Consider the following 18,831-nt stretch of genomic DNA (forward strand, 5'->3'; position numbering starts at 1 on the left):
AATGCCAAGGCTGCTATCCGTGGGCGAGGCCCTTGTCGAACTGGCGCCCTCGGGCGAGCCGGGGCTGTTTCGCGCAGGCCATGCGGGCGACACGCTGAACACTGCCTGGTATGCCCGCGCCATGCTGCCGTCCGGCTGGCAGGTGGCCTATTACACCGGGGTCGGGGCGGACGAGCCTTCGGCGGGGCTGCGGGCGCTGCTGGAGGGGGCGGGGATCGAGGCCGATCGGCTCTTCACCCATCCCAAACGCACGCTGGGGCTTTATATGATCGCCCTGAAGGATGGCGAGCGCAGCTTTACCTATTGGCGCGACAGTTCTGCCGCGCGCACATTGGCTGAGGATCCGGCGCGGCTGGCGGCGGCCTTGGAGGGCTGCGACGTGATCCACCTTTCGGGCATCACCGTCGCGATCCTGCCACAGGAGGATCGCGACCGGTTGCACGCGGCGCTTGCGGCGCTGCCCGATACGGTGAAGGTGGTCTTCGACCCGAACCTGCGTCCGCGTCTCTGGGAAGACAGCGAGACCATGTGCCGCGAGGTGACGCGCTTTGCCGCGCTGGCGGGCATCGCATTGCCCAGTTTCGATGACGAGGCGGCGCATTTCGGCGATGCCGATCCGGAGGCGACGCTGGCCCGCTATACGGCGCTCGGCTGTGCCGAGGTGGTGGTGAAGAACGGCGCGGGGCCGGTGCATGTCGTGGCGGAGGGCGCGCGCTTCACCCGCACGCCCGAGGCGGTGGCACGCCCGATCGACACCACCGGTGCCGGGGACAGTTTCAACGGCGGCTATCTGGCGGCGCGGCTGACGGGGAGCGATGCGCAAGAGGCGGTAGCGCAGGCCCAGGCGCTGGCGCGGAAGGTCGTCGGCTGGCGCGGGGCGCTGATTCCGTTCGACCGGCTTGCCGGTTGAGGGATATGAACGGGCCGGCGCGGATCTTCCGCCCCGGCCCTTGTCCATGCAGCCGCCTCAGCTCCGTTTGCGCGGGCGTACCGTGGTGATCGTCACATAGACCAACATCACCGCCGCGATGGCGAGGATCGTCGCGCTGATAGGGCGTTCGAGAAAGATCATCGGCCCGTCGCGCGACAGCAGCAGCGCCCGGCGGAAATTGTTCTCCAGCACCGGCCCGAGGATCATGCCGATGATGATCGGCGCCAGCGGGTAATGCGCCTTGCGCAGCACATAGCCGATGCCGCCAAAGGCCAGCATCACCCAAAGATCGAAGACCGAGTTCTGCAACGCATAGGTGCCCATCGTCGAGAGCAGCAGCACCAGCGGCAGCAGCCAGGCCTTGGGCACTTTCAGCACCGTGCCAAAGAACGGCACCAGCACGATGCCCAGCACGATCAACACCACATTGCTGGCGAGATAGGCGAGAAAGATCCCGCCCGCCACATCGGCGTGGTACTGGAAGAGCTCGGGGCCGGGGAAGAAGCCCAGCAGGAACAGCGCCCCCAGCAGCACCGCGGTCGAGGCGTCGCCCGGAATGCCCAGCGACAGCGTCGGGATCAGAGCGCCGCCGCAGGTGCCATTGTTGGCCGCTTCGGTGGCGACGACCCCGCCCTCGGCGCCTTCGCCATAGGCTTCCTCTTCCGAGGCCAGGCGCCTGGCCACGGCGTAGGAGACAAAGGCGCTGACATCGCCGCCGGCGCCGGGAATGGCGCCAAGCCCGGTGCCCAGCAGCGCCGAGCGCACCACGTTCCAGCGGTGATTGACGATCAGGCGGAAAGCGCGGAACGAGATGCGCAGCTTCTGGATCTGCGGGCGGTCGCGGAAATTGCCGCCCTCGATCTGCACGAAAAGCTCCGACAGCGCGAAAAGCCCCACCACCACCGCCACGAGGTTCGGACCCGAGGTCAGGTTGATCGTGCCGAAGGTGTAGCGATAGGCTTGGGTGAACTCATCGGTGCCCACCGTCGCCACCGCCAGCCCGAGCCCGCCCGCCAGCATGCCCTTGATGGCCGAGCCTTCGGAGACCACGGCGATGGTCAGCAGACCGAGCAGCGCCATGGCGGCATATTCCGGCGGCGCGAAATTCAGCGCGAAATCGGCCAGAACCGGCGAGAAGAAAATCAGCACGATACCCGCGACCAGCCCGCCCAGCGAGGAGGCGGTGATCGAGAGGCCAATCGCGTCCTGGCTGCGGCCCTTCTGTGCCAGCGGGTAGCCGTCAAAGAGCGTCGCGGCGGCCAGCGGTGTGCCGGGAATGCGCAGCAGAATGGCCGAGATCGAGCCCCCGGCGGAGCCGCCGACATAGACCGCGATCAGCATCGCCATGGCGGGGATCGGCTCGAGATGGAACGCCACGGGCAGCAGCAGCACGATCCCCATCAGCGGCCCGAGCCCGGGCAGCACGCCGATGACGAGCCCGCCGATGATGCCCAGCACCGTCAGCAGCACCGAGGCGGGAGAGAAATAGAGGGGCGCGCCCTCAAGCAGCAGGTCGAACACGGGACGCGGCCTATCCGAACAGGGTGAAGTTGAAGATGCCGAGCGGCAGGACCACGTTCAGCAGTCCTTCGAACACGGCGGCCACGATCAGCGTGGCGGCGACGGCGCCTGCCAGCGAAGCGATGGGGCCGAGGCCGAGCATCGCAAAGAGCAGCGTCAGCAGGACCGGCGTCGCGATGTAATAACCCAGCCAGCCGAGGCACAGCAGATAGGCCACGAAAAGCACGGTCGCGATCAGGGCAAGCCGCGTGGTCGGCGTTGGGTCGAGCGGCGAGTGCTGCGAGATCCGCCCGGCGAGGATGCGCAGCGCGTTGATCGCGGTCAGCCCAAGCAGGATCCAGGCGATGATCGCGGGATAGGCGGCAGCGTTGGACATCGGCCCGCCCGAGGCCACGCTCTGCTCGGTCAGGGAGGTCGCGTTCTGCCAGAAGATCAGCAGCGGCACCGCGCCGATCAGCAGCCAGGCAAGCCAGTCATAGGCATGTTCACGCAGTTTCATGTTGGTTGGTCTTCCGGTTGCGGCGAAAGCAGGACGGGCGGCCGCTGTAGCGTGCCGCCCGAACGCCTGTGCAAAGCGTCGGGTCAGAGCCCGTTCAGCTTCTCGGTTTCCCACTCGATGGCTTTCTGGCCGTGCTCCAGCTCGCCGGCGACGGCGCCGACGATTTCCTCGTACTGATCGGGCGAAAAGCCGGTCGGCACATAGCCCATATCCAGCAGACGCTGGCGCACGTCGTCGCGGTTCAGCGCCGCTTCCATGGCGTTGCGCAGGGTGGTCACGACATCCTCGGGCGTGTCCTTGCGCACGAGCCACCAGTTCCAGCCCGAGGGGCTGAGATTGGCCATGCCGATGTCGATGTCGAACGCGCCGACCAGCGGCGCGCCGCCATAGGTGGCCGAGGCATCCTCCATGTCGGACAGCACCGCCAGCACCTTCATGTCGGCCTTGTTGACATTATAGACGCCGGGATTGGTGACCATGAAATCGAGGATGCCGCCGCGCATGTCGCGCACGGCCACGTCGATTTCGGGGTAAGGGACCAGCTGCGCGACGGTGTCGGTGGCCATCAGCGTCGCGGCGCCGACCATATGCGGGATGCCGCCCGCCACGCCGGGAGAGTAGCGCAGATCGCCGGGGTTCTCTTTCATATAGGCAATGAGGTCAGAGAGATCGTCGAACCGATCATCATCGGCGCGCACGGCGATGGCAAAGCTGTTCGAGGTGGCCGACCAGAGCGGGGTGAAGTCCTGATAGGTCCAGTCGGCATTGCCCTTCATCGGCTGGATGACCAGCGGCGCGACATAGCCGTCGAAGAGCGTATAGCCGTCGGCATCGCGCGACAGCGCGGTCTCGAAGGCCTTCACGCCGCCCGCGCCGGGGGTCGAGACCACCGAGATGTTCACGCCCAGCTCGTCGCCCATGGCGTCGGCGATCACCTGGCTGGCTGCCATGGTGGCGCCGGGCGCCCAGGGGTAGATGCTTTCGATATTGCGCTCGGGGAAGTCTGCCAGCGCGGGGCCGGCCAGCGCGGCGAGCCCGAGGGCCGCCGCGACGAGGCGAGATGTCAGTGTCATGATGTTCCTCCCAATCATGCGGTTTCTTTCAGGGTCAGCCCGTACCAGTCATAGGTTTCAGCGGGCGCGTCATGTGCGCGGAATTCGGCGGCGGCCTGCGCCACGAGGCGGGCCTGCACCGCGTGGTTTGTCACCGGCGCCTTCTGCGCCGGATCGGCGGCGAGGTCGTAGAGCCGGGTCTCGTCGTCGTCAAAGCCCAGCCCGTCATTCATCGGCACGCGCTTGGCGTCGGGCAGGGCGTCGATGGCCATCAGCGGCACGCCCCTGGTAAAGTCGAAGCCCGGCACCATGGTGGCGGTCTTCAGCTCGGCGGCGGTGAAATGCCCGGTCATGTGCTGTGGCGCGAGGGTGTATTCCTTCAGCCCCGGGGCGCGCCAGTCCACAGGGTAGTGATAGAGGACATGCCGCCCGTCGGCGATGCCCACCGGTCCGCCGAAGATGCCGAACACCGCGCTGTCCCGGACCTTGCCGGACGTGCCCGCCAGCAGCGGCGCAAGGTCATGCGCGCGCACCTCCGGCGGCAGGTCCGCGTCGTGCAGCCCCAGCAGGGTCGGCATGATGTCCGGCGTCTGGGTGACCGCAGCGCAGCGGGTGCCGGCGGCCTGCGGGGTGCGCGGATCGTGGATCATCAGCGGGATGTGGCTGATTTCCTCGTAATAGGGCATCCGGCATTTGCCCCACCAGCCATGCTCCGACAGCAGGAAGCCGTGGTCGGTGGTGACCACGAGCGCGGTGTCCTTCCACATGTCATGCCGGTCGAAATAATCCAGCAGACGCCCCAGATACTCGTCGCACATCGCCACCAGCGCGGCGTAATTGGCGCGGATCTCGTCCATCTCGGCCTGGTTTTCGGTGACGCGGGCGTAATAGGGCCAGTCGAGCGCGCCGCCATTGTAACCGGTGGGGAAGGCCTCGCGGAACCGCTCGGGCGCGTGGAACGGCTCGTGCGGGTCGAAACATTCCAGCATCAGCAGCCAGTCGTCCGCGTCGCGGTTGCGGTCGAGGAAATCGAAACCCGCGGCAAAGCATTTCGGCCCGGGAAAATCGGCCTCGTCCTGCATGACCTCGCGGTTCACCATATGCTGGAACCGCTTGCTGGAGCGGTCGAGCGGATAGTGCTTCTCCGAGAATTCGCGGCGGAATTTTTCCATCGGCGGCGCCACCATCGGCACCCAGGGGTCGTATTCCTGCCCGCGGATGAACTCCCAGCTGTCGAAGCGGGTGTGAAAGCCCGCGCCGCCATCCTCGAAGTAATGCACATGATCGGTGATGAGGTGCGAATAGACGCCCTTGTCGCGCAGGCAGTCGGCAAAGGAGTTGTCGAAGGCCTCGAGCGGCCCCCAGGAGCGGTGCATGAAGTTCAGCCGCCCGGTGTGCAGATCGCGCCGCGCGGGCATGCAGGGCAGCGAGCCGGTATAATGCTGGTCGAAGCTCATCGAACGCGCGGCGAGCCGGTCGAAATTCGGCGTGGCGATGGCATCGCCGCCATAGGCGCCGAGCGCCGAGCGATTCAGGCTGTCGAAAAGCAGGAAAACTGTGCGCATGGCTCCTCCGGTCCGGACGGGACCATGGACGAAACATAACGATAGTGTAAAATAGAAATGGAGCAGTTAGTGATACAGAAAATTTATCAATGTCCTCCTACGATGCCTTCCTGAACCGCCGGCTGCTGCATTTCCTGGCCACCGCCGATGCGGGCAATATCCACCGCGCCGCCGAGACGCTGGGCCTGTCGCAACCGGCGCTGACAGTCAGCCTGCGCAATCTCGAACAGGACATCGACGCGACGCTTTTCGAGCGCTCGGTCAAGGGGGTTACGCTGACCCCGGCGGGAGAGCTGTTCTACCGCCACGCGGGCGCGCTGCGCACCGCCTCGCGTCAGGCGCAGGAGGAACTGAAGGCGCTGCGCATCGGCGCGGGGGTGGCCTGGTCGGCGACGGTGCTGCCGCAGGTGCTGCGCGACATGCGGCGGGATTATCCCGACCTTGCCATCGACCTGCTGACCGGAGTGGGCGACCAACTCGCCATGCAGTTCGCCGAAGGGCGCATCGACCTGCTTCTGGTGGCGGGCGGGCTGGCCGGTCACGAGCTGAGCGACGCGCGGCGCGAACAGCTTGTGACCCTGCCGATGCGGCTGGTCGTGTCGCATGATCACCCGCTGGTGGGGCAGGGGCTGGTCGGTGTCCGGCAGCTCGCGGGCTATGACTGGGTGGGCTTTTACGACGACGACAGCTTTGTGCAGTTGGCGGCGCTGCTGACCGCGCGCCACGGGCTGGCGCCGCCGCGCATGGCGATGCGGGCGAATTCGGTCGCCGCGCTCAGCACCTTTGTGCGTGGCACGGATGCGGTGATGGTGGTGATCTCTTCGCTGGCCTCGGCGATGCGCGACGACGACCTCGTGACGCTGCCGCTCGAAGAGCCGCTCTGGGACATGCCGGTCAGCCTGTGCTGCCGCGAGCTGGTGGCGGACCGCCCGGTGACACGGGACTTCACCGAGAGGCTGCGCCGCGCCATCCTGGCGGCGGTCGAGGGCGGTTAGCCCGCGTCACCGGCCACGCGGAACCCGCTGTTCGAGGTCGAGCTGTCGGGGTCGTTCTTCGTGCGGGAATGGACGTGGTAGCGGTCGCAATAACTGACATGGCAGAGGAACGATCCGCCGCGCTGCACCTTGCCCGTGCCGCTCTCGAGGCCCTTGGGGTTGCGCAGCGGGCCAGGGCCGGGCGCGCGCGGGCCAAACCAGTCGGCGACCCATTCCCAGACATTGCCGGTCATATTGTAGAGCCCGTAGCCGTTCGGCTCATAGGCGGTCACCGGGGCGGTGCCGACAAAGCCGTCCTCGGCGCTGTTCTCGTCGGGAAAGCGGCCCTGCCAGGTGTTCATGGCATAGGCGCCGCCGGGCACCAGCTCGTTGCCCCAGGGGAATTTCTTGTTGACCAGCCCGCCGCGTCCGGCGCGCTCCCATTCGGCTTCGCTCGGCAGGCGCAGCCCGGCCCAGCGGGTATAAGCCAGCGCGTCGTACCAGGTGATATGCGTCGCCGGGTGGTCTTCGCGGGTCGTCACATCGCTGCCGGGGCCTTCGGGCGCGGCCCAGTAGGCCCCGTCGACCTTGCGCCACCAGCGCAGGCCCGGCGGATGCTCCGGCCAGTCATCGGGGCGCGCCAGCAGCAGGTGAAAGACATAGCTCCAGCCCTCGTGCTCGGCGACCGTGCGGTATCCGCTGGCGGCCACGAAGCGGGCGAACTCTGCATTGCTGACGGCGGTCGCCGAGATGCGATACGGGTCGAGCCGCACCCGGCGGCGCGGGCTGTCGAGATCGGCGGCAAAGGTCGATTTGCGCGCCCCCATCTCAAAGAAACCGCCGGGGATCGGGCGCAGCTCCGCAGCCAGCGCGGCCCGGGTGCTGTCATCGGCAGGGCCGATCACAAGCGCCCGGCGCAGATGCGCGTCGGTGATCTGCTCACCGCCGGCGGGGGCACAACAGGTCGGTTTTTCCTCGGACATGGAAAGGCTTTCGTTCAGCAAGCAGGAGCGGTGGCTCTTATAGGAGCCCATGCGCGCCGGGCCAAGGCGGCATATCCGCCCGCCGGATAGGCGCGGCGGACCGGCCGTCAGGGCGTGGCTTCGGGCAGTGCGGCGCGCAGCTCGCCCACCGGTCCCCAGCGGCGCAGGCAGGAAGCGCGTGTCAGCGCCAGGAAGCGCCGCGTCACGGAGGACAGTTCGACCCGCGACAGGCAAAGAATGCCCGAAACGAAATTCGGGCTCTCGGGGTCTTCCATCAGCGGCACGAGATCGAAGCGTTGGAAGATCGGCGCCATGGTTTTGGCCGTCGAAAGCAACAGTTGCGAACCGCGCATGGTCTCCAGCGCATGCAGCATGGTGTTGCTGCGCCGCGCAAAGACCCTGCGTGTGCGCAGGGCAAGGCTGGGATCGAAGTCGTATTCGAAGCGGTGATTGATCCAATGATAATCGAGCAGATCGGCGCGCGCGATCTTCGGCCGGTCCAGCAACGGATGGGCCGCGTCGCAATAGATGTCGTAGGGTGCCTGAAGCAGCGGTTCGAAAACATAGCGCCCGGTCGCGAGGGTTTCAGGCGCGACGATACCGAACGCGAGATCGTAGTTCCGGGTTTCGATACCGCGCAGCCGCGCGTTGTGCTCCAGCAGATCCACCTGCACGGTGACCTCGGGGGCCTCGGCGGCGAAGGCGTTGACCACTTCAGGCAGCACGCCATAGCCCCAGCTGTCGCCGCAGCAGACCCGCAATGTCAGCCGCTGCTGTTCGACGAAATGGCCGATCTCCTCCTGCGCACTCTGCAAGGCCCGCACCGCTCGGCTGGCATAGAGATAGAGCGTCCGCCCGGCTTCGGTCAGCTCCATGCCCGACCCGGTGCGGCGGAAAAGGCGCGTGCCGAAGGCGTCTTCGAGCTGCCGGATGGTGCGGGACAGCGCCGGCTGCGAGACGTTCAGCTCGTCCGCTGCGGAAGAGATGTTGCGGCGGTCCGCAACCGCAAGGAAGCGTTGGTAGTCGACGAGCATCGCGCGGCCTCATGGTATGCGTTTTGTTGATACCTTATTCGAATTTGATATTTGCGGGAAGGGGAACATTCTGCGACACCCTCCGCGAGGAGGAGGCAGTATGCCCGGAAAAACCAATAGGGGTCTTTGGCCCCTTATCATGCCCACCTTTCTGGCACTGGTGGCGATCACTGTGCTACCGATCCTCGTGACGCTCGGTATCAGTTTATTCTATGTCGATCTCACAATGCCCGGCATGACCCGCTTTGCCGGCCTCGAAAACTATTTCGAGCTTTTCCAGGATTCGCGCTTTCTCAATTCGCTGACTGTCACCGCCAAGCTGATCTTCATTCCCGTCGCGCTTCAGATCGTCATCGGGCTGCTGCTGGCGATGGTGCTCAAGGAAAAGCTGCCCGGCACCGGCTGGATGCGCATGGCTTTCCTGCTGCCAGCGGTGATCCCGCCGGCCGTCAGCGGCCTTGTCTGGAAGCTGTTCATCGTGCCAGGTGCGGGCGGTCTCAGCTATCTCGGCCATGTCATCGGCGTGGATCTGAGTCTCGATCTGCTCAGCATGCCCGGCAGCGCCCTGACACTCGTCATCGTTACCTCGGTCTGGGTCGGCACGCCCTTTGTCGCGCTTCTGATGCTCTCGGCGCTCGAAAGCCTCGGCGAAGAGCAATACGAGGCCGCCCGCATCGACGGCGCCTCGTGGTTCCAGGCGCATTGGCACATCTCGCTGCCCGAGATCCGCCCGGTAATCCTCACCGTCGCCGTGTTCCGCATTCTGGAGGCGCTGGCGATCTTTCCGATCATCTTCGTGCTGACCGGCGGCGGGCCTGCGGGCGCCACCGAGCCGATCAACTACTATGCCTATGTCAACGGGTTCGAATACCTGCGCGTCGACTATGCCGCCACGATCATCTTTTTCTTCTTCGTGGTGATGATGGGCATCTGCTCCCCCTTCCTGATCAATATCGCGCGCCGCGAAAGCCGCGAGGAGGCCCGCTGATGCTGCGCACCCGGGAAAAGATCTTCTGCTATGTTGTCGCCTTCGCGTTCATCCTGTTCCTGCTGGCGCCGATTGTTTGGCTGCTGTCTACATCGTTCAAGGGGCAGCTCGACATCTTCGCCGACCCGCCGCGGCTGATCGCGACAGTCACACTCGACAATTATCGCGAGGTTCTGGGCGACCGGGATTTCATGCACTCGTTCCTGAACTCGATCCTGGTGTCGAGCGGCACGGTCATCCTGTCGATGATCCTGGCGCTGCCCGCCGCCTACGGGCTGTCGCGGCTCCGCTCGAAGACCAAGGTGGGGCTGCTGTCATGGGTGCTGCTGGTGCGCGCCGCGCCGGGGATGATCTATGTGATCCCTTATTTCATGGCCTTCAACGAGCTTGGGCTCATGGACACCAAGACCGGGCTTATCCTGATCAACACGGTGTTTACCGCGCCGCTGGCGATCTGGATCCTGATTTCCTTTTTCGACGGCGTGCCCGCCGAGATCGAGGAAGCCGCCTTTGTCGATGGCGCGACCCGCTGGCAGACCTTCACACGCGTGGCGCTGCCGATGGCGGCGCCGGGCATCGCCTCGGCCGCGATCCTCGTTTTCATCTTTTCGTGGAACGAGTTCCTATTCGCGCTGACCATGACCCGCTTCGAGAGCAAGACCGCCGCCGTCGCGATCCTGAACTACATGGGCTACGAGGGCACCGAATGGGGCAAGATCGCCGCCGCCGGCATCCTGATCCTGCTGCCCGTCGCCATCTTCGCAATCGGTATCCGCAAGTATTTCGTCCAGACCTCCGCCGGAGGGGTGAAGGGATGACGACGATGTTTCACCAAGGGAGGAAAACCATGAAACGCTTTGTAAACAGGCTGGCGACAGGTGTCGCGCTCGCCGCGCTGACGGCAGGTGTCGCCAGTGCCCAGGACAAGCCCTATGAAGGCGTCACCCTGCGCGTGCTCAGCACCCAGCAGCCCTGGGACTCCGCCGTAGAGGCGATGATCAACGAATATGAAGAAGAGACCGGCGCGCGGGTGGTTTTCGACCTCTACGCCTTCGGGCAGGCGGTGCAGAAGGTGGGTGTCGAGCTGTCCACCGGCTCTGCGGCCTATGACGTCTTCTTCCTCGAAGCCTCGGACGTGCCGCGCTATGCCGCCGGCGGTCGCCTGGCGCCGCTGGGCGAGGCGATGGCGGCGGATGCCGCTTACGACGCGGAGGATCTGATCGCCTCGACCCGCGAAGCCTTCACCTATGACGGTGAGATCTATGGCGTGCCCTATTTCGCCGCCACGCAGCTCTACTACTGGAACGCCGAGCAGCTTTCCGAGGCCGGTGTCGATGCGCCGCCCGCCACCTTCGAGGACATGCTCGCCATGTGCGAGACGCTGAAGGAAAAGGGCATCGCTCCCTGCACCGCGCTGCGCGGCAAACCCAACACCTCGGAGAACATCTGGTACTGGACGCAGATCATGCTGGGTGAAGGCGGCCACTGGGTCGCGGATTTCCCCAATGACATGACCCCGACGGTCAACTCGCCCGAAGCGGTGCGTGCCGCCGAGATCTACGCCGAGCTGCTCACCGAACACGGCATTCCGGGCTCGGTTTCCGCAGGCTATGACGACGTGGTTGTCGCGATCCAGCAGGGCAACGTGCCGATGGTCGTCGAAGGCGCGCCGCTGGCGGGCCGCATTCTCGACCCCGAACTGTCCAAGGTCAGCGGCAAGCTGGGCTTTGCTCCGCCGCCGGGTGGCTCGGCCGGGCTGCAAGCGCCGTTCACCGCACAGGGCTGGGCCGTCGGCGCGGCGTCGCGCAACCTCGAAGCCGCGCAGGATTTCGTGCTCTGGGCGACCTCGAAGGAAACCGTGAAGGCGGTGACGCTGAATTCGCCCTTCGTGGCCGTGACCCGCGACTCGGTCTGGGAAGATCCCGACTTCATCGAAGCGCATGGCTATGATTTCGGCAACGGCTCCTTCACCGAAGCCTATGCCGAGGCGCTCGCTGCCGGTGACCCGCTCTACCGCCTGCCGATCCCGGAATTCCGGTCGATGGGCGACCGCGTGGGCCTTGCCCTTCAGGAGATCGTAACCGGAGAAGCCTCTGCACAAGAGGCGCTCGACGAGGCGCAGGAGGACGTGACGCGCATCCTCAAGCGCGGCGGTTACCTCGACTGAGGCCCTGACGCGATGGCCGGCGGCGGCAGGTCTCTCCTCTCTGCCGCCGCCGGTCTGCTGCCGATCCGTATTCACGCCACCGCGCCAGCGGCGCGGCAACGCAAGAGCCTTGCCCGATGACCCGACCCAACATTCTGTGGATCTGTACCGACCAGCAGCGCTGGGACACGATCCGGGCGCTCGGCGCCACGGCGGCGCAGACCCCGCATCTCGACCGGCTGACGGAGGAAGGCACTGCCTTTACCCGCGCCTATTGCCAGAGCCCGATCTGCACCCCCAGCCGCAGCTCCTTCCTGACCGGCATGTACCCCGCCGCGCATCAGGTGCAGCGCAACGGCAACGCTTATTTCCCCGACCACCTGACACTGGTGCCGCAGATCTTTCGCGATGCCGGCTACCGAACCGGGCTGATCGGCAAGCTGCATCTCTCGGCGGCGCAGAACCGGATCGAGACGCGGCCCGAGCGCGACGGCTATGAAGAATTCTACTGGTCCCAGCACCCGGGCAACGACTGGCCCGAGGGGCACGATTATGCCGACTGGCTCGCCGAGCGCGGCCAAAGCGCGGCGGCCTTCGACGAAAGCCATGACCTCATCAGCCATCCGGTCGCCGCCGAGCATAGCCAAGTCGCCTGGGCGGCGGACCGCGCCCTGAGCTTTATCGACCGCGCCGACGGGCGGCCGTGGATGCTGACGATCAATGTCTACGATCCGCACCCGCCCTTCGATCCGCCCAAATCGTGGTATGACCGTTTCGATCCGGCGGATATGCCGCCCCCGGTCTTCGCCGAGAGCGATCTTGCGCATCACCACCGGCTGAAGGGCGTGGATCAGCAGACGCAGACGCCGGGCGATCCGATGCGCCTGCCCGATCCGGGCGCACCGGAAGCAGCGACCCATGACAGCCCGCCCGAACGCTACGACGTGCTGGCGGTGCGCGCGGCCTATTACGCCATGGTGGCGATGGTCGATGACATGGTCGGCCAGCTTCTCGACAGGCTCGACGCCAGCGGCCAGCGGCAGGACACGCTGATCCTCTTTATGAGCGATCACGGCGAGATGCTGGGCGATCACGGGCTGCTCTACAAGGGCTGCCGCTTCTACGAGGGGCTGGTGCATGTTCCGATGATCCTGTCGCAGCCGGGCCGGGTGCAGCAGGGCGTGAAGGCCACCGGCCTGGCCGAACTGGTCGACATTCCCGCCACGCTCTGCGACGCGGCGGGGCTCACGGTGCCCGCACAGAATCAGGGCCGCTCGCTCTGGCCGGTGCTGACCGGGCAAGCGCCCACAGACGAGATCAAGCCCTATGTGCTCTGCGAATATCACGATGCGCTGGCCTTTCCCGGCAGCACCGGCTCGCGCGGGTCGATGTATTTCGATGGGCGCCACAAGCTCGTTGTCTATCACGATCTCGAAACCGGCGAGCTTTTCGACCTTGCCGCCGATCCCGGCGAGTTGCACGACCTCTGGACCGACGAGGGCAGCGCCGGGCTGCGCGCCGAACTGGTTCTGAAACATTTCTCCGCCATGATGCGCGTCACCGGCGCGGGTCCTGAGCGCGTGGCGAATTTCTAGGTCCGCCCGGACCCGGATGGAAGGAAACCCGATGGCAGACGTCACTCTCAACAAACTCACCAAGAGCTTCGGCCCGGTCGAGGTCATTCCCGAGCTGGACCTCACCATTCCCTCGGGTTCGTTCACCGTGCTGGTCGGCCCTTCGGGCTGCGGCAAGTCCACGCTGCTGCGGATGATCGCCGGGCTCGACGATCCCACCACCGGCGGGATGAAGATCGACGGCGACAACGTGCTGGGCAAGCAGCCCTCGGATCGTGGTATCGCCATGGTGTTCCAGAGCTATGCGCTCTATCCGCATATGAGCGTGCGCGAAAATATCAGTTTCGGGCTGCGCCTCGCCAAGACCGATCCCGCCGAGATCGATGCCCGCGTCGAGGAGGCCTCCAAGATTCTGCAACTCGACCCGCTGCTCGACCGCAAGCCCAAGCAGCTCTCCGGCGGCCAGCGTCAACGGGTCGCCATCGGGCGGGCCATTGTGCGCCACCCCAAGGTGTTTCTGTTCGACGAGCCGCTGTCCAATCTCGACGCGGCGCTGCGCGGGCAGATGCGGGTCGAGATCATGGAGCTGCACAAGCGGCTCAAGGCGACGATGATCTATGTCACCCATGACCAGGTCGAGGCGATGACGATGGCCGACCGCATCGTGGTGCTGAACAAGGGAAATATCGAGCAGGTTGGCGCACCGCTGGAGCTTTACGACACGCCGCAGACGCCGTTTGTGGCCGGCTTCATCGGGTCGCCCAAGATGAACATGATCGAGGGTGCCGAGGCAGAGGCCCATGGGGGTGATCTGCTCGGCGTCCGGCCCGAGGACATCACCCTGTCGACCGAGGGCAGCGGCTGGTCCGGCCGGATCACCCTGATCGAGCAGCTTGGCAGCGACAGCTACGCCCATGTCAGCACCGAACACAGTGCGATGATCGTGCGGTGCGGGCGTGAGGCCTCGGACTGGCTCGACCGCGAGGTGGTGCTGACCCCGGCCTCCGACAAGCTGCATATCTTCCGCAACGGTCATCGCGTCAGCGCCTGACCACCCATCCAGGATCCAGAAAATGACGGAACAGACAGCCCTCGTGCTCGAAGAGAAGGGCAAGCTTTCGATCCGCGACATCGACCTTGCTCAAAGCCTCGGCCCCGACGACGTGCAGATCGCCATCCACACCGTCGGGATCTGTGGCTCTGACGTGCATTACTACACGCATGGCCGCATCGGGCAATTCGTGGTCAACGAGCCGATGGTGCTGGGTCACGAGGCGGCGGGCACGGTGACGGCGGTGGGCGACAGGGTGAGCCATCTGGCCGTGGGCGACCGGGTGTGCATGGAGCCGGGGATTCCCGACATGACGTCGCGCGCCAGCAAGCTCGGCATCTACAACGTCGATCCGGCGGTGACCTTCTGGGCCACGCCGCCGATCCACGGCTGCCTGACGCCCTCGGTCGTGCATCCGGCGGCCTTTACCTACAAGCTGCCGGACAACGTCAGCTTTGCCGAAGGCGCCATGGTCGAACCTTTCGCCATCGGCATGCAGGCCGCCGCCAAGGCAAATATTGTGCCCGGCGATGTGGGCCTCGTGATCGGCGCCGGCCCCATCGGCGTGATGACCGCACTGGCGGCGCTCGCGGGCGGCTGCGCGCGGGTGATGATCTATGACGTGGTGGCCGAGAAACTCCAGGTCGCGGGCCAGTACGACGGCGTGATCGCGCTCAACCCGGCGCAGCCGGTGGAGACGCAGGTGCTGGAGGCCACCGGCGGCTGGGGCGCGGATGTGGTGTTCGAATGCTCGGGGCATCCGTCAGCGTTCAAGACCCTCTTCGCAACGCCCCGCCCGGGCGGCTGCGTGGTCTTTGTCGGCATGCCCGTGGACGATTTCCGCTTCGATCTCGTCGCGGCGCAGGCCAAGGAGCTGCGAATGGAGACGGTGTTCCGCTACGCCAATGTCTACGACCGCGCCATTGAACTGATCGCCTCGGGAAAGATCGACCTCAAGCCGCTGATCTCGGGCACCTTTCCCTTCGAGCAGTCGGTCGAGGCCTTCGACCGCGCGGTCGAGGCGCGGCCCACGGACGTCAAGCTTCAGATCACGCTGCCCGGCTGACCGGGCCGCCCCGGCCCGGAGCGGTCTCCCGGCCGGGGCGCGTTTGCGTCAGCCCGCCTTTGCACCCGGCTCGATCACCACGGAGGGATCAAGGGGTTTGACGGGGGGGAACTGAAGACCGCGCTGACCGGTCAGGCCGCGATTGTCCATGGCCGCGCGCTCGGGCGCGGGGCAGCCGACGAGTTGGCCGTTGCTGACCCAGGACAGGTCTTCGCCATAGAGCTCTCCGATCAGCCGCCGCTCCAGCGCGGCGCGGATCTCGGCGCTGGCGGGATCGGCAGAAAGATCGCGGGTCTCGTTCGGGTCGTTCGCGAGATCGAAGAGCTGCACCCGGTTGCCCGCCGGATACCAGATCAGCTTGTGCGTCGCGTCGGTGACCATGCGCATGGCGCCGGCGCCTTCCATCGCCTCGCAATAGAGATAATCGCGTTGCGCGGGCCCTGCGAGCGACTCGCCGCAGCAGCTTTCGGGGATCTCGATCCCCGCCATGTCGAGCAGGGTGGGCATGATGTCCTGCAACCCGGCGAGCCGGGTATCGACCGCCCCCGCCGCGAACCGGTCGCCATCCGGCCGGTCGAGCAGGATCATCGGAATGCCGACCGAGCCTTCGAGCATGGCGCGCTTGGCATAGAGCCCGTGATCGCCCAGCATGTCGCCGTGATCGGCGATGAACCCGATCACGGTGTTTTCCAGCAGGTTCTCCTCGCGCAGCGTGCCGAGGATCAGGCGGATCTGGTGGTCGATATGGGTGCAGAGCGCGTAATAGGCACGCCGCGCCTCGGTCAGCCGTTCGGGCGTCAGCCGGTCCCAGTACGCGCGCATGTTGGCCAGCGCATAGGGCAGGTCCGCGTCGGCAGACCAGTCGCTTTCGACCGGCGGCAGCACGTCGCGCATGCGGTAGCGGTCAAGATACTCCGCCAGAGGCGCCAGCGGCGGGTGCGGGTGGGTGTAGGAGACGTGCCAAAAGGCCGGGCGCGTGGGATCGCGACGCTTGATCGTCTTGCAGGCCTCGCGGGTGGTCCAGTTGGTGACGTGGTGGCGCTCATCCAGATGCCAGGGGCGCCAGGAATATTCGTTGTTGCTCATGCCATGCATGAACTGCTCGCCCGCATGGCCCTGTTCGCCGAGATATTCATCGTAATCGTCGAACCCGTCGAGCCCCGAGCGGCCCTCTTCGGCGAGCTTCACATCGTCAAAGCCGATCCGGTCGCGGGGCGGGAAGACATGCAGCTTGCCGATGGCATTGGTCTGGTATCCGGCGGCGCGGAAACATCCCGCGAGCGTCGGCATGTCGGGCATGCGCAGATCGGGGCGGAAGCGGCGGTCGCCATGGGCGCGCGCATTGGTGCCGGTCATCAGCCCGCGCCGCGCCGGGCCGCAGATCGGGGTTTCGGAATAGGCGCGGGAAAACCGCGTGCCGCTGGCGCAGAGCCGGTTGAGTGTCGGCGTTTCGATGTCGCTGCGGCCTGCGGCCTCGATCAGATGGCCGGGCCATTGGTCGACGCAGATCAGCAGGAAATTCGTGTCGTCCATCGGGGGGTCCTTTGTGGGTCAGTCGCCGATCGGATGCGGTTTGTCCGTCGGGTTGAGGGGCGCCAGCGCAGTGCGGATGCGGCGCAGCTTTTCGCGGGAGACATCCGGCGTTCTGGCCGCGGTGGCGGCGGCGAGCATGTCGATGACCGCCATGAAGGCCACGCGCGAGGCGGTGGGTTTGAAGAGATCCGCCGCCTCGGGCGGGTCGAGGGTGATCGCGATATCGCAAAGCTCCGCCAGCGGCGTCGCCGGGCGGGTGACCGCGATGGTCTCGGCGCCGTATTGACGGGCGATCTGCACCGCGTCGGTAAGCTCGGCGGGCCGGCCGCTCTGCGAGAGCGCGACCAGCGCGTGGCCGGGCTCCAGCGTGGCGGCGAGCATGCGCGCCAGATAGCCGTCGGCATGGGCCTCGCTCGCCTTGCCGAGCCGGAAGAACCGGTTGGCGGCGTCACGGGCGAGCACGGCGGAACCGCCGCCCACGCCGAGGAAAACGATCCGCTCCGAGCCCGCCAGCGCCTCCGCCGCCCGCTCCAGCGCGGCGGGGTCGAGTGTGCTGCGGGTCTGTTCCAGCGCGGCAGTCATGCCGTCGACGATCTGGCCGATCAGGTCGTCGGGCCGGGTGGGCACGGTGGCGGGATTGCCGAGATAGTGCATCGAGGCGGAGACGTTCATCGCCAGCCGGATGCGGAACTCCTTGAACCCGCTGCACCCGAGCGTCTGACAAAACCGGTTCACGGTGGCGACGGAAACATCCGCACCGGCAGCGATTTCCCCGAGATTCTGGTGCACGGCGCGGTCGAGATTGTCGAGCACATAGGCCGCGACCCGGTTTTCCTGCCGCGACATCCCCTCCTGCCGCGCCCGCAGGCGCGAGATCAGGTCGATGGGGCTGGTGTCGGGATCTGCCATCGGATGCCTTCCCAGAGCGGAGTGAAAATGTAATATTTTTACGAGATCGGGTGATTCTGGCTCAATTATGAAAAAATATTACAAATGGGCAAGTGGAAAGACGACCGCCGGTCGTCGCGACGGGCAGGGGCGCGCGAGCTGCGAGCTGTCAGCGGGCCGCGCTGTCCATGACGGGGCTGGCCGCCGGGGCAGGGGTGCCGAGCGCGCTTTCGATGTTTGTCGCGGCGCTGCGGACCGCCTGCGCAAGACGCGCCTCGTCGGCCTGCGCCTTCGATTCCGGGAGCACGATGGAAATGGTCGCCAGGCAATTGCCAGCGTGGTCGCAGACCGGCGAGGCGATGCAGGCGACCGCGTATTCCGAGGCGCTCATCTGGATGGCGATCCGCTCGCGGAACTCCCGGCCCGCGAGCTCGGAGAGCTCGGCAGGGTCGGTCGCGGCCTGTTTGGTGGCCGAGGGGCGGGCGCATTCGGCAAAGATCGCGCGCCGTTCCGCATCGGGCAGATGGCCCAGCAGCAGACGGCCGGAGGCGGTCCAGTTCAGCGGCACGCGGGTGCCGACATCGGAGGCGACGGCGAAATGTCCGGGGCCGCGCGCCATGTGCACGACGGTCATCATGCCACCGTCGCGGGCGCAGATCTGCACCGTCTCGCCGACCTCGGCGCAGAGCCGGTCCATCTCGCGGCGGGCCTCGGTGAAGAGATCGACACTGGCGCGGTAGGCCAGGCCATAACGCAGCAGGCGCGGCCCGAGCCAGATGGCGTTTTCGCCTGCGCGGCTGAGCATGTCGCGGGCCAGCAGCTCGTCGACGATCTTGTAGATGGTCGACGCGGGGGCGCCGGTGGCGCGGGCCAGCTCATAGGCGCTCATCGGGCGGTTGGTCTCGGTCAGTACGTCCAGCACCTGCAGGGACCGGCTGATCGCCCCGACTCGTTTGCCTCTTTCACTCATTTCTCCACCCCTGTGATGTATATACCATAATTGTGGAAGTCTCTTCGGCAGGTCAA

17 protein-coding genes are annotated in these 18,831 nt (G+C 66.2%); 8 read left to right on the forward strand and 9 right to left on the reverse strand.

What is annotated here, in order from left to right; genetic code table 11:
- Position 1: 1 nt before the first annotated feature.
- Complete coding sequence (locus Ga0080574_RS02400; protein WP_076694955.1) at positions 2 to 910, forward strand: sugar kinase; 909 nt, start codon at positions 2 to 4, stop codon at positions 908 to 910.
- 57 nt (positions 911 to 967) lie between these two features.
- On the opposite strand, the gene Ga0080574_RS02405 is transcribed toward Ga0080574_RS02400, so the two are convergent.
- The 4 genes from Ga0080574_RS02405 to Ga0080574_RS02420 all read right to left on the reverse strand — a co-directional run bounded on the left by Ga0080574_RS02405 (position 968) and on the right by Ga0080574_RS02420 (position 5,568).
- Positions 968 to 2,452 (reverse strand): tripartite tricarboxylate transporter permease, encoded by a 1,485-nt coding sequence (locus Ga0080574_RS02405; protein ID WP_076694958.1) that lies wholly within the window; start codon positions 2,450 to 2,452, stop codon positions 968 to 970.
- 10 nt (positions 2,453 to 2,462) lie between these two features.
- Entirely contained in the window at positions 2,463 to 2,951 is a 489-nt protein-coding gene (locus tag Ga0080574_RS02410) for a tripartite tricarboxylate transporter TctB family protein (protein ID WP_076694960.1), read from the reverse strand.
- An 83-nt stretch (positions 2,952 to 3,034) separates the two neighbouring features.
- Positions 3,035 to 4,024 (reverse strand): Bug family tripartite tricarboxylate transporter substrate binding protein, encoded by a 990-nt coding sequence (locus tag Ga0080574_RS02415; protein WP_076694961.1) that lies wholly within the window; start codon positions 4,022 to 4,024, stop codon positions 3,035 to 3,037.
- A 14-nt stretch (positions 4,025 to 4,038) separates the two neighbouring features.
- A complete protein-coding gene (locus tag Ga0080574_RS02420) occupies positions 4,039 to 5,568 on the reverse strand; it encodes a sulfatase (RefSeq protein ID WP_076694963.1) in 1,530 nt (509 codons plus the stop codon).
- Positions 5,569 to 5,657: 89 nt separating this feature from the next.
- Here Ga0080574_RS02420 and Ga0080574_RS02425 point away from each other — a divergent pair, with 89 nt between their 5' ends.
- Positions 5,658 to 6,563, forward strand: coding sequence for a LysR family transcriptional regulator (locus Ga0080574_RS02425; protein ID WP_076694965.1), 906 nt, complete (start codon positions 5,658 to 5,660; stop codon positions 6,561 to 6,563).
- Here the strand turns inward: Ga0080574_RS02425 and Ga0080574_RS02430 are convergent.
- Positions 6,560 to 7,525 carry a formylglycine-generating enzyme family protein gene (locus Ga0080574_RS02430; protein WP_076695102.1) on the reverse strand — a complete coding sequence of 322 codons (966 nt, stop codon included), beginning with the start codon at positions 7,523 to 7,525 and terminating at the stop codon, positions 6,560 to 6,562. The genes Ga0080574_RS02425 and Ga0080574_RS02430 overlap by 4 nt on opposite strands.
- A 107-nt stretch (positions 7,526 to 7,632) precedes the next feature.
- Positions 7,633 to 8,559, reverse strand: coding sequence for a LysR family transcriptional regulator (locus Ga0080574_RS02435; RefSeq protein ID WP_076694969.1), 927 nt, complete (start codon positions 8,557 to 8,559; stop codon positions 7,633 to 7,635).
- A gap of 139 nt (positions 8,560 to 8,698) precedes the next feature.
- Between Ga0080574_RS02435 and Ga0080574_RS02440 the strand changes: the two genes are divergently transcribed.
- The 6 genes from Ga0080574_RS02440 to Ga0080574_RS02465 all read left to right on the forward strand — a co-directional run bounded on the left by Ga0080574_RS02440 (position 8,699) and on the right by Ga0080574_RS02465 (position 15,384).
- A complete protein-coding gene (locus Ga0080574_RS02440) occupies positions 8,699 to 9,547 on the forward strand; it encodes a carbohydrate ABC transporter permease (protein ID WP_076694976.1) in 849 nt (282 codons plus the stop codon).
- Positions 9,547 to 10,365, forward strand: a complete 819-nt coding sequence (locus tag Ga0080574_RS02445) for a carbohydrate ABC transporter permease (protein ID WP_076694979.1) — start codon at positions 9,547 to 9,549, stop codon at positions 10,363 to 10,365. The genes Ga0080574_RS02440 and Ga0080574_RS02445 overlap by 1 nt, the downstream gene beginning before the upstream one ends.
- 29 nt (positions 10,366 to 10,394) lie before the next feature.
- The gene (locus Ga0080574_RS02450) at positions 10,395 to 11,714 is read left to right on the forward strand and encodes an ABC transporter substrate-binding protein (protein WP_076694981.1); all 1,320 of its coding nucleotides are present in this window, start codon (positions 10,395 to 10,397) and stop codon (positions 11,712 to 11,714) included.
- A 116-nt stretch (positions 11,715 to 11,830) separates the two neighbouring features.
- Positions 11,831 to 13,288: a sulfatase family protein gene (locus tag Ga0080574_RS02455; RefSeq protein WP_076694984.1), complete on the forward strand. Its 1,458-nt coding sequence runs from the start codon at positions 11,831 to 11,833 to the stop codon at positions 13,286 to 13,288.
- A 31-nt stretch (positions 13,289 to 13,319) separates the two neighbouring features.
- On the forward strand, positions 13,320 to 14,318 hold the full coding sequence (locus Ga0080574_RS02460) for an ABC transporter ATP-binding protein (RefSeq protein WP_076694986.1): 999 nt from the start codon (positions 13,320 to 13,322) through the stop codon (positions 14,316 to 14,318).
- Between the two features lie 22 nt (positions 14,319 to 14,340).
- Positions 14,341 to 15,384 (forward strand): NAD(P)-dependent alcohol dehydrogenase, encoded by a 1,044-nt coding sequence (locus Ga0080574_RS02465; protein ID WP_076694989.1) that lies wholly within the window; start codon positions 14,341 to 14,343, stop codon positions 15,382 to 15,384.
- Between the two features lie 48 nt (positions 15,385 to 15,432).
- Here Ga0080574_RS02465 and Ga0080574_RS02470 read toward each other — a convergent pair whose 3' ends face one another.
- The 3 genes from Ga0080574_RS02470 to Ga0080574_RS02480 form a co-directional block, all read right to left on the reverse strand.
- The gene (locus Ga0080574_RS02470; RefSeq protein WP_076694991.1) at positions 15,433 to 16,917 is read right to left on the reverse strand and encodes a sulfatase-like hydrolase/transferase; all 1,485 of its coding nucleotides are present in this window, start codon (positions 16,915 to 16,917) and stop codon (positions 15,433 to 15,435) included.
- Between the two features lie 18 nt (positions 16,918 to 16,935).
- Complete coding sequence (locus Ga0080574_RS02475) at positions 16,936 to 17,826, reverse strand: MurR/RpiR family transcriptional regulator (RefSeq protein WP_076694994.1); 891 nt, start codon at positions 17,824 to 17,826, stop codon at positions 16,936 to 16,938.
- 148 nt (positions 17,827 to 17,974) lie between these two features.
- The gene (locus Ga0080574_RS02480; RefSeq protein ID WP_076694996.1) at positions 17,975 to 18,775 is read right to left on the reverse strand and encodes an IclR family transcriptional regulator; all 801 of its coding nucleotides are present in this window, start codon (positions 18,773 to 18,775) and stop codon (positions 17,975 to 17,977) included.
- Positions 18,776 to 18,831: the final 56 nt, after the last annotated feature.

It is taken from the genome of Salipiger abyssi (genome assembly GCF_001975705.1).
Taxonomy (GTDB): Bacteria; Pseudomonadota; Alphaproteobacteria; order Rhodobacterales; family Rhodobacteraceae; genus Salipiger; species Salipiger abyssi.

Coding starts and splice junctions, on each gene's coding strand:
- Ga0080574_RS02400 (WP_076694955.1), top strand. CDS start 2: ATGCCAAGGCTGCTATCCGTGGGCGAGGCCCTTGTCGAACTGGCGCCC.
- Ga0080574_RS02410 (WP_076694960.1), bottom strand. CDS start 2,951: ATGAAACTGCGTGAACATGCCTATGACTGGCTTGCCTGGCTGCTGATC.
- Ga0080574_RS02415 (WP_076694961.1), bottom strand. CDS start 4,024: ATGACACTGACATCTCGCCTCGTCGCGGCGGCCCTCGGGCTCGCCGCG.
- Ga0080574_RS02420 (WP_076694963.1), bottom strand. CDS start 5,568: ATGCGCACAGTTTTCCTGCTTTTCGACAGCCTGAATCGCTCGGCGCTC.
- Ga0080574_RS02425 (WP_076694965.1), top strand. CDS start 5,658: ATGTCCTCCTACGATGCCTTCCTGAACCGCCGGCTGCTGCATTTCCTG.
- Ga0080574_RS02430 (WP_076695102.1), bottom strand. CDS start 7,525: ATGTCCGAGGAAAAACCGACCTGTTGTGCCCCCGCCGGCGGTGAGCAG.
- Ga0080574_RS02435 (WP_076694969.1), bottom strand. CDS start 8,559: ATGCTCGTCGACTACCAACGCTTCCTTGCGGTTGCGGACCGCCGCAAC.
- Ga0080574_RS02440 (WP_076694976.1), top strand. CDS start 8,699: ATGCCCACCTTTCTGGCACTGGTGGCGATCACTGTGCTACCGATCCTC.
- Ga0080574_RS02445 (WP_076694979.1), top strand. CDS start 9,547: ATGCTGCGCACCCGGGAAAAGATCTTCTGCTATGTTGTCGCCTTCGCG.
- Ga0080574_RS02450 (WP_076694981.1), top strand. CDS start 10,395: ATGAAACGCTTTGTAAACAGGCTGGCGACAGGTGTCGCGCTCGCCGCG.
- Ga0080574_RS02455 (WP_076694984.1), top strand. CDS start 11,831: ATGACCCGACCCAACATTCTGTGGATCTGTACCGACCAGCAGCGCTGG.
- Ga0080574_RS02460 (WP_076694986.1), top strand. CDS start 13,320: ATGGCAGACGTCACTCTCAACAAACTCACCAAGAGCTTCGGCCCGGTC.
- Ga0080574_RS02465 (WP_076694989.1), top strand. CDS start 14,341: ATGACGGAACAGACAGCCCTCGTGCTCGAAGAGAAGGGCAAGCTTTCG.
- Ga0080574_RS02470 (WP_076694991.1), bottom strand. CDS start 16,917: ATGGACGACACGAATTTCCTGCTGATCTGCGTCGACCAATGGCCCGGC.
- Ga0080574_RS02475 (WP_076694994.1), bottom strand. CDS start 17,826: ATGGCAGATCCCGACACCAGCCCCATCGACCTGATCTCGCGCCTGCGG.
- Ga0080574_RS02480 (WP_076694996.1), bottom strand. CDS start 18,775: ATGAGTGAAAGAGGCAAACGAGTCGGGGCGATCAGCCGGTCCCTGCAG.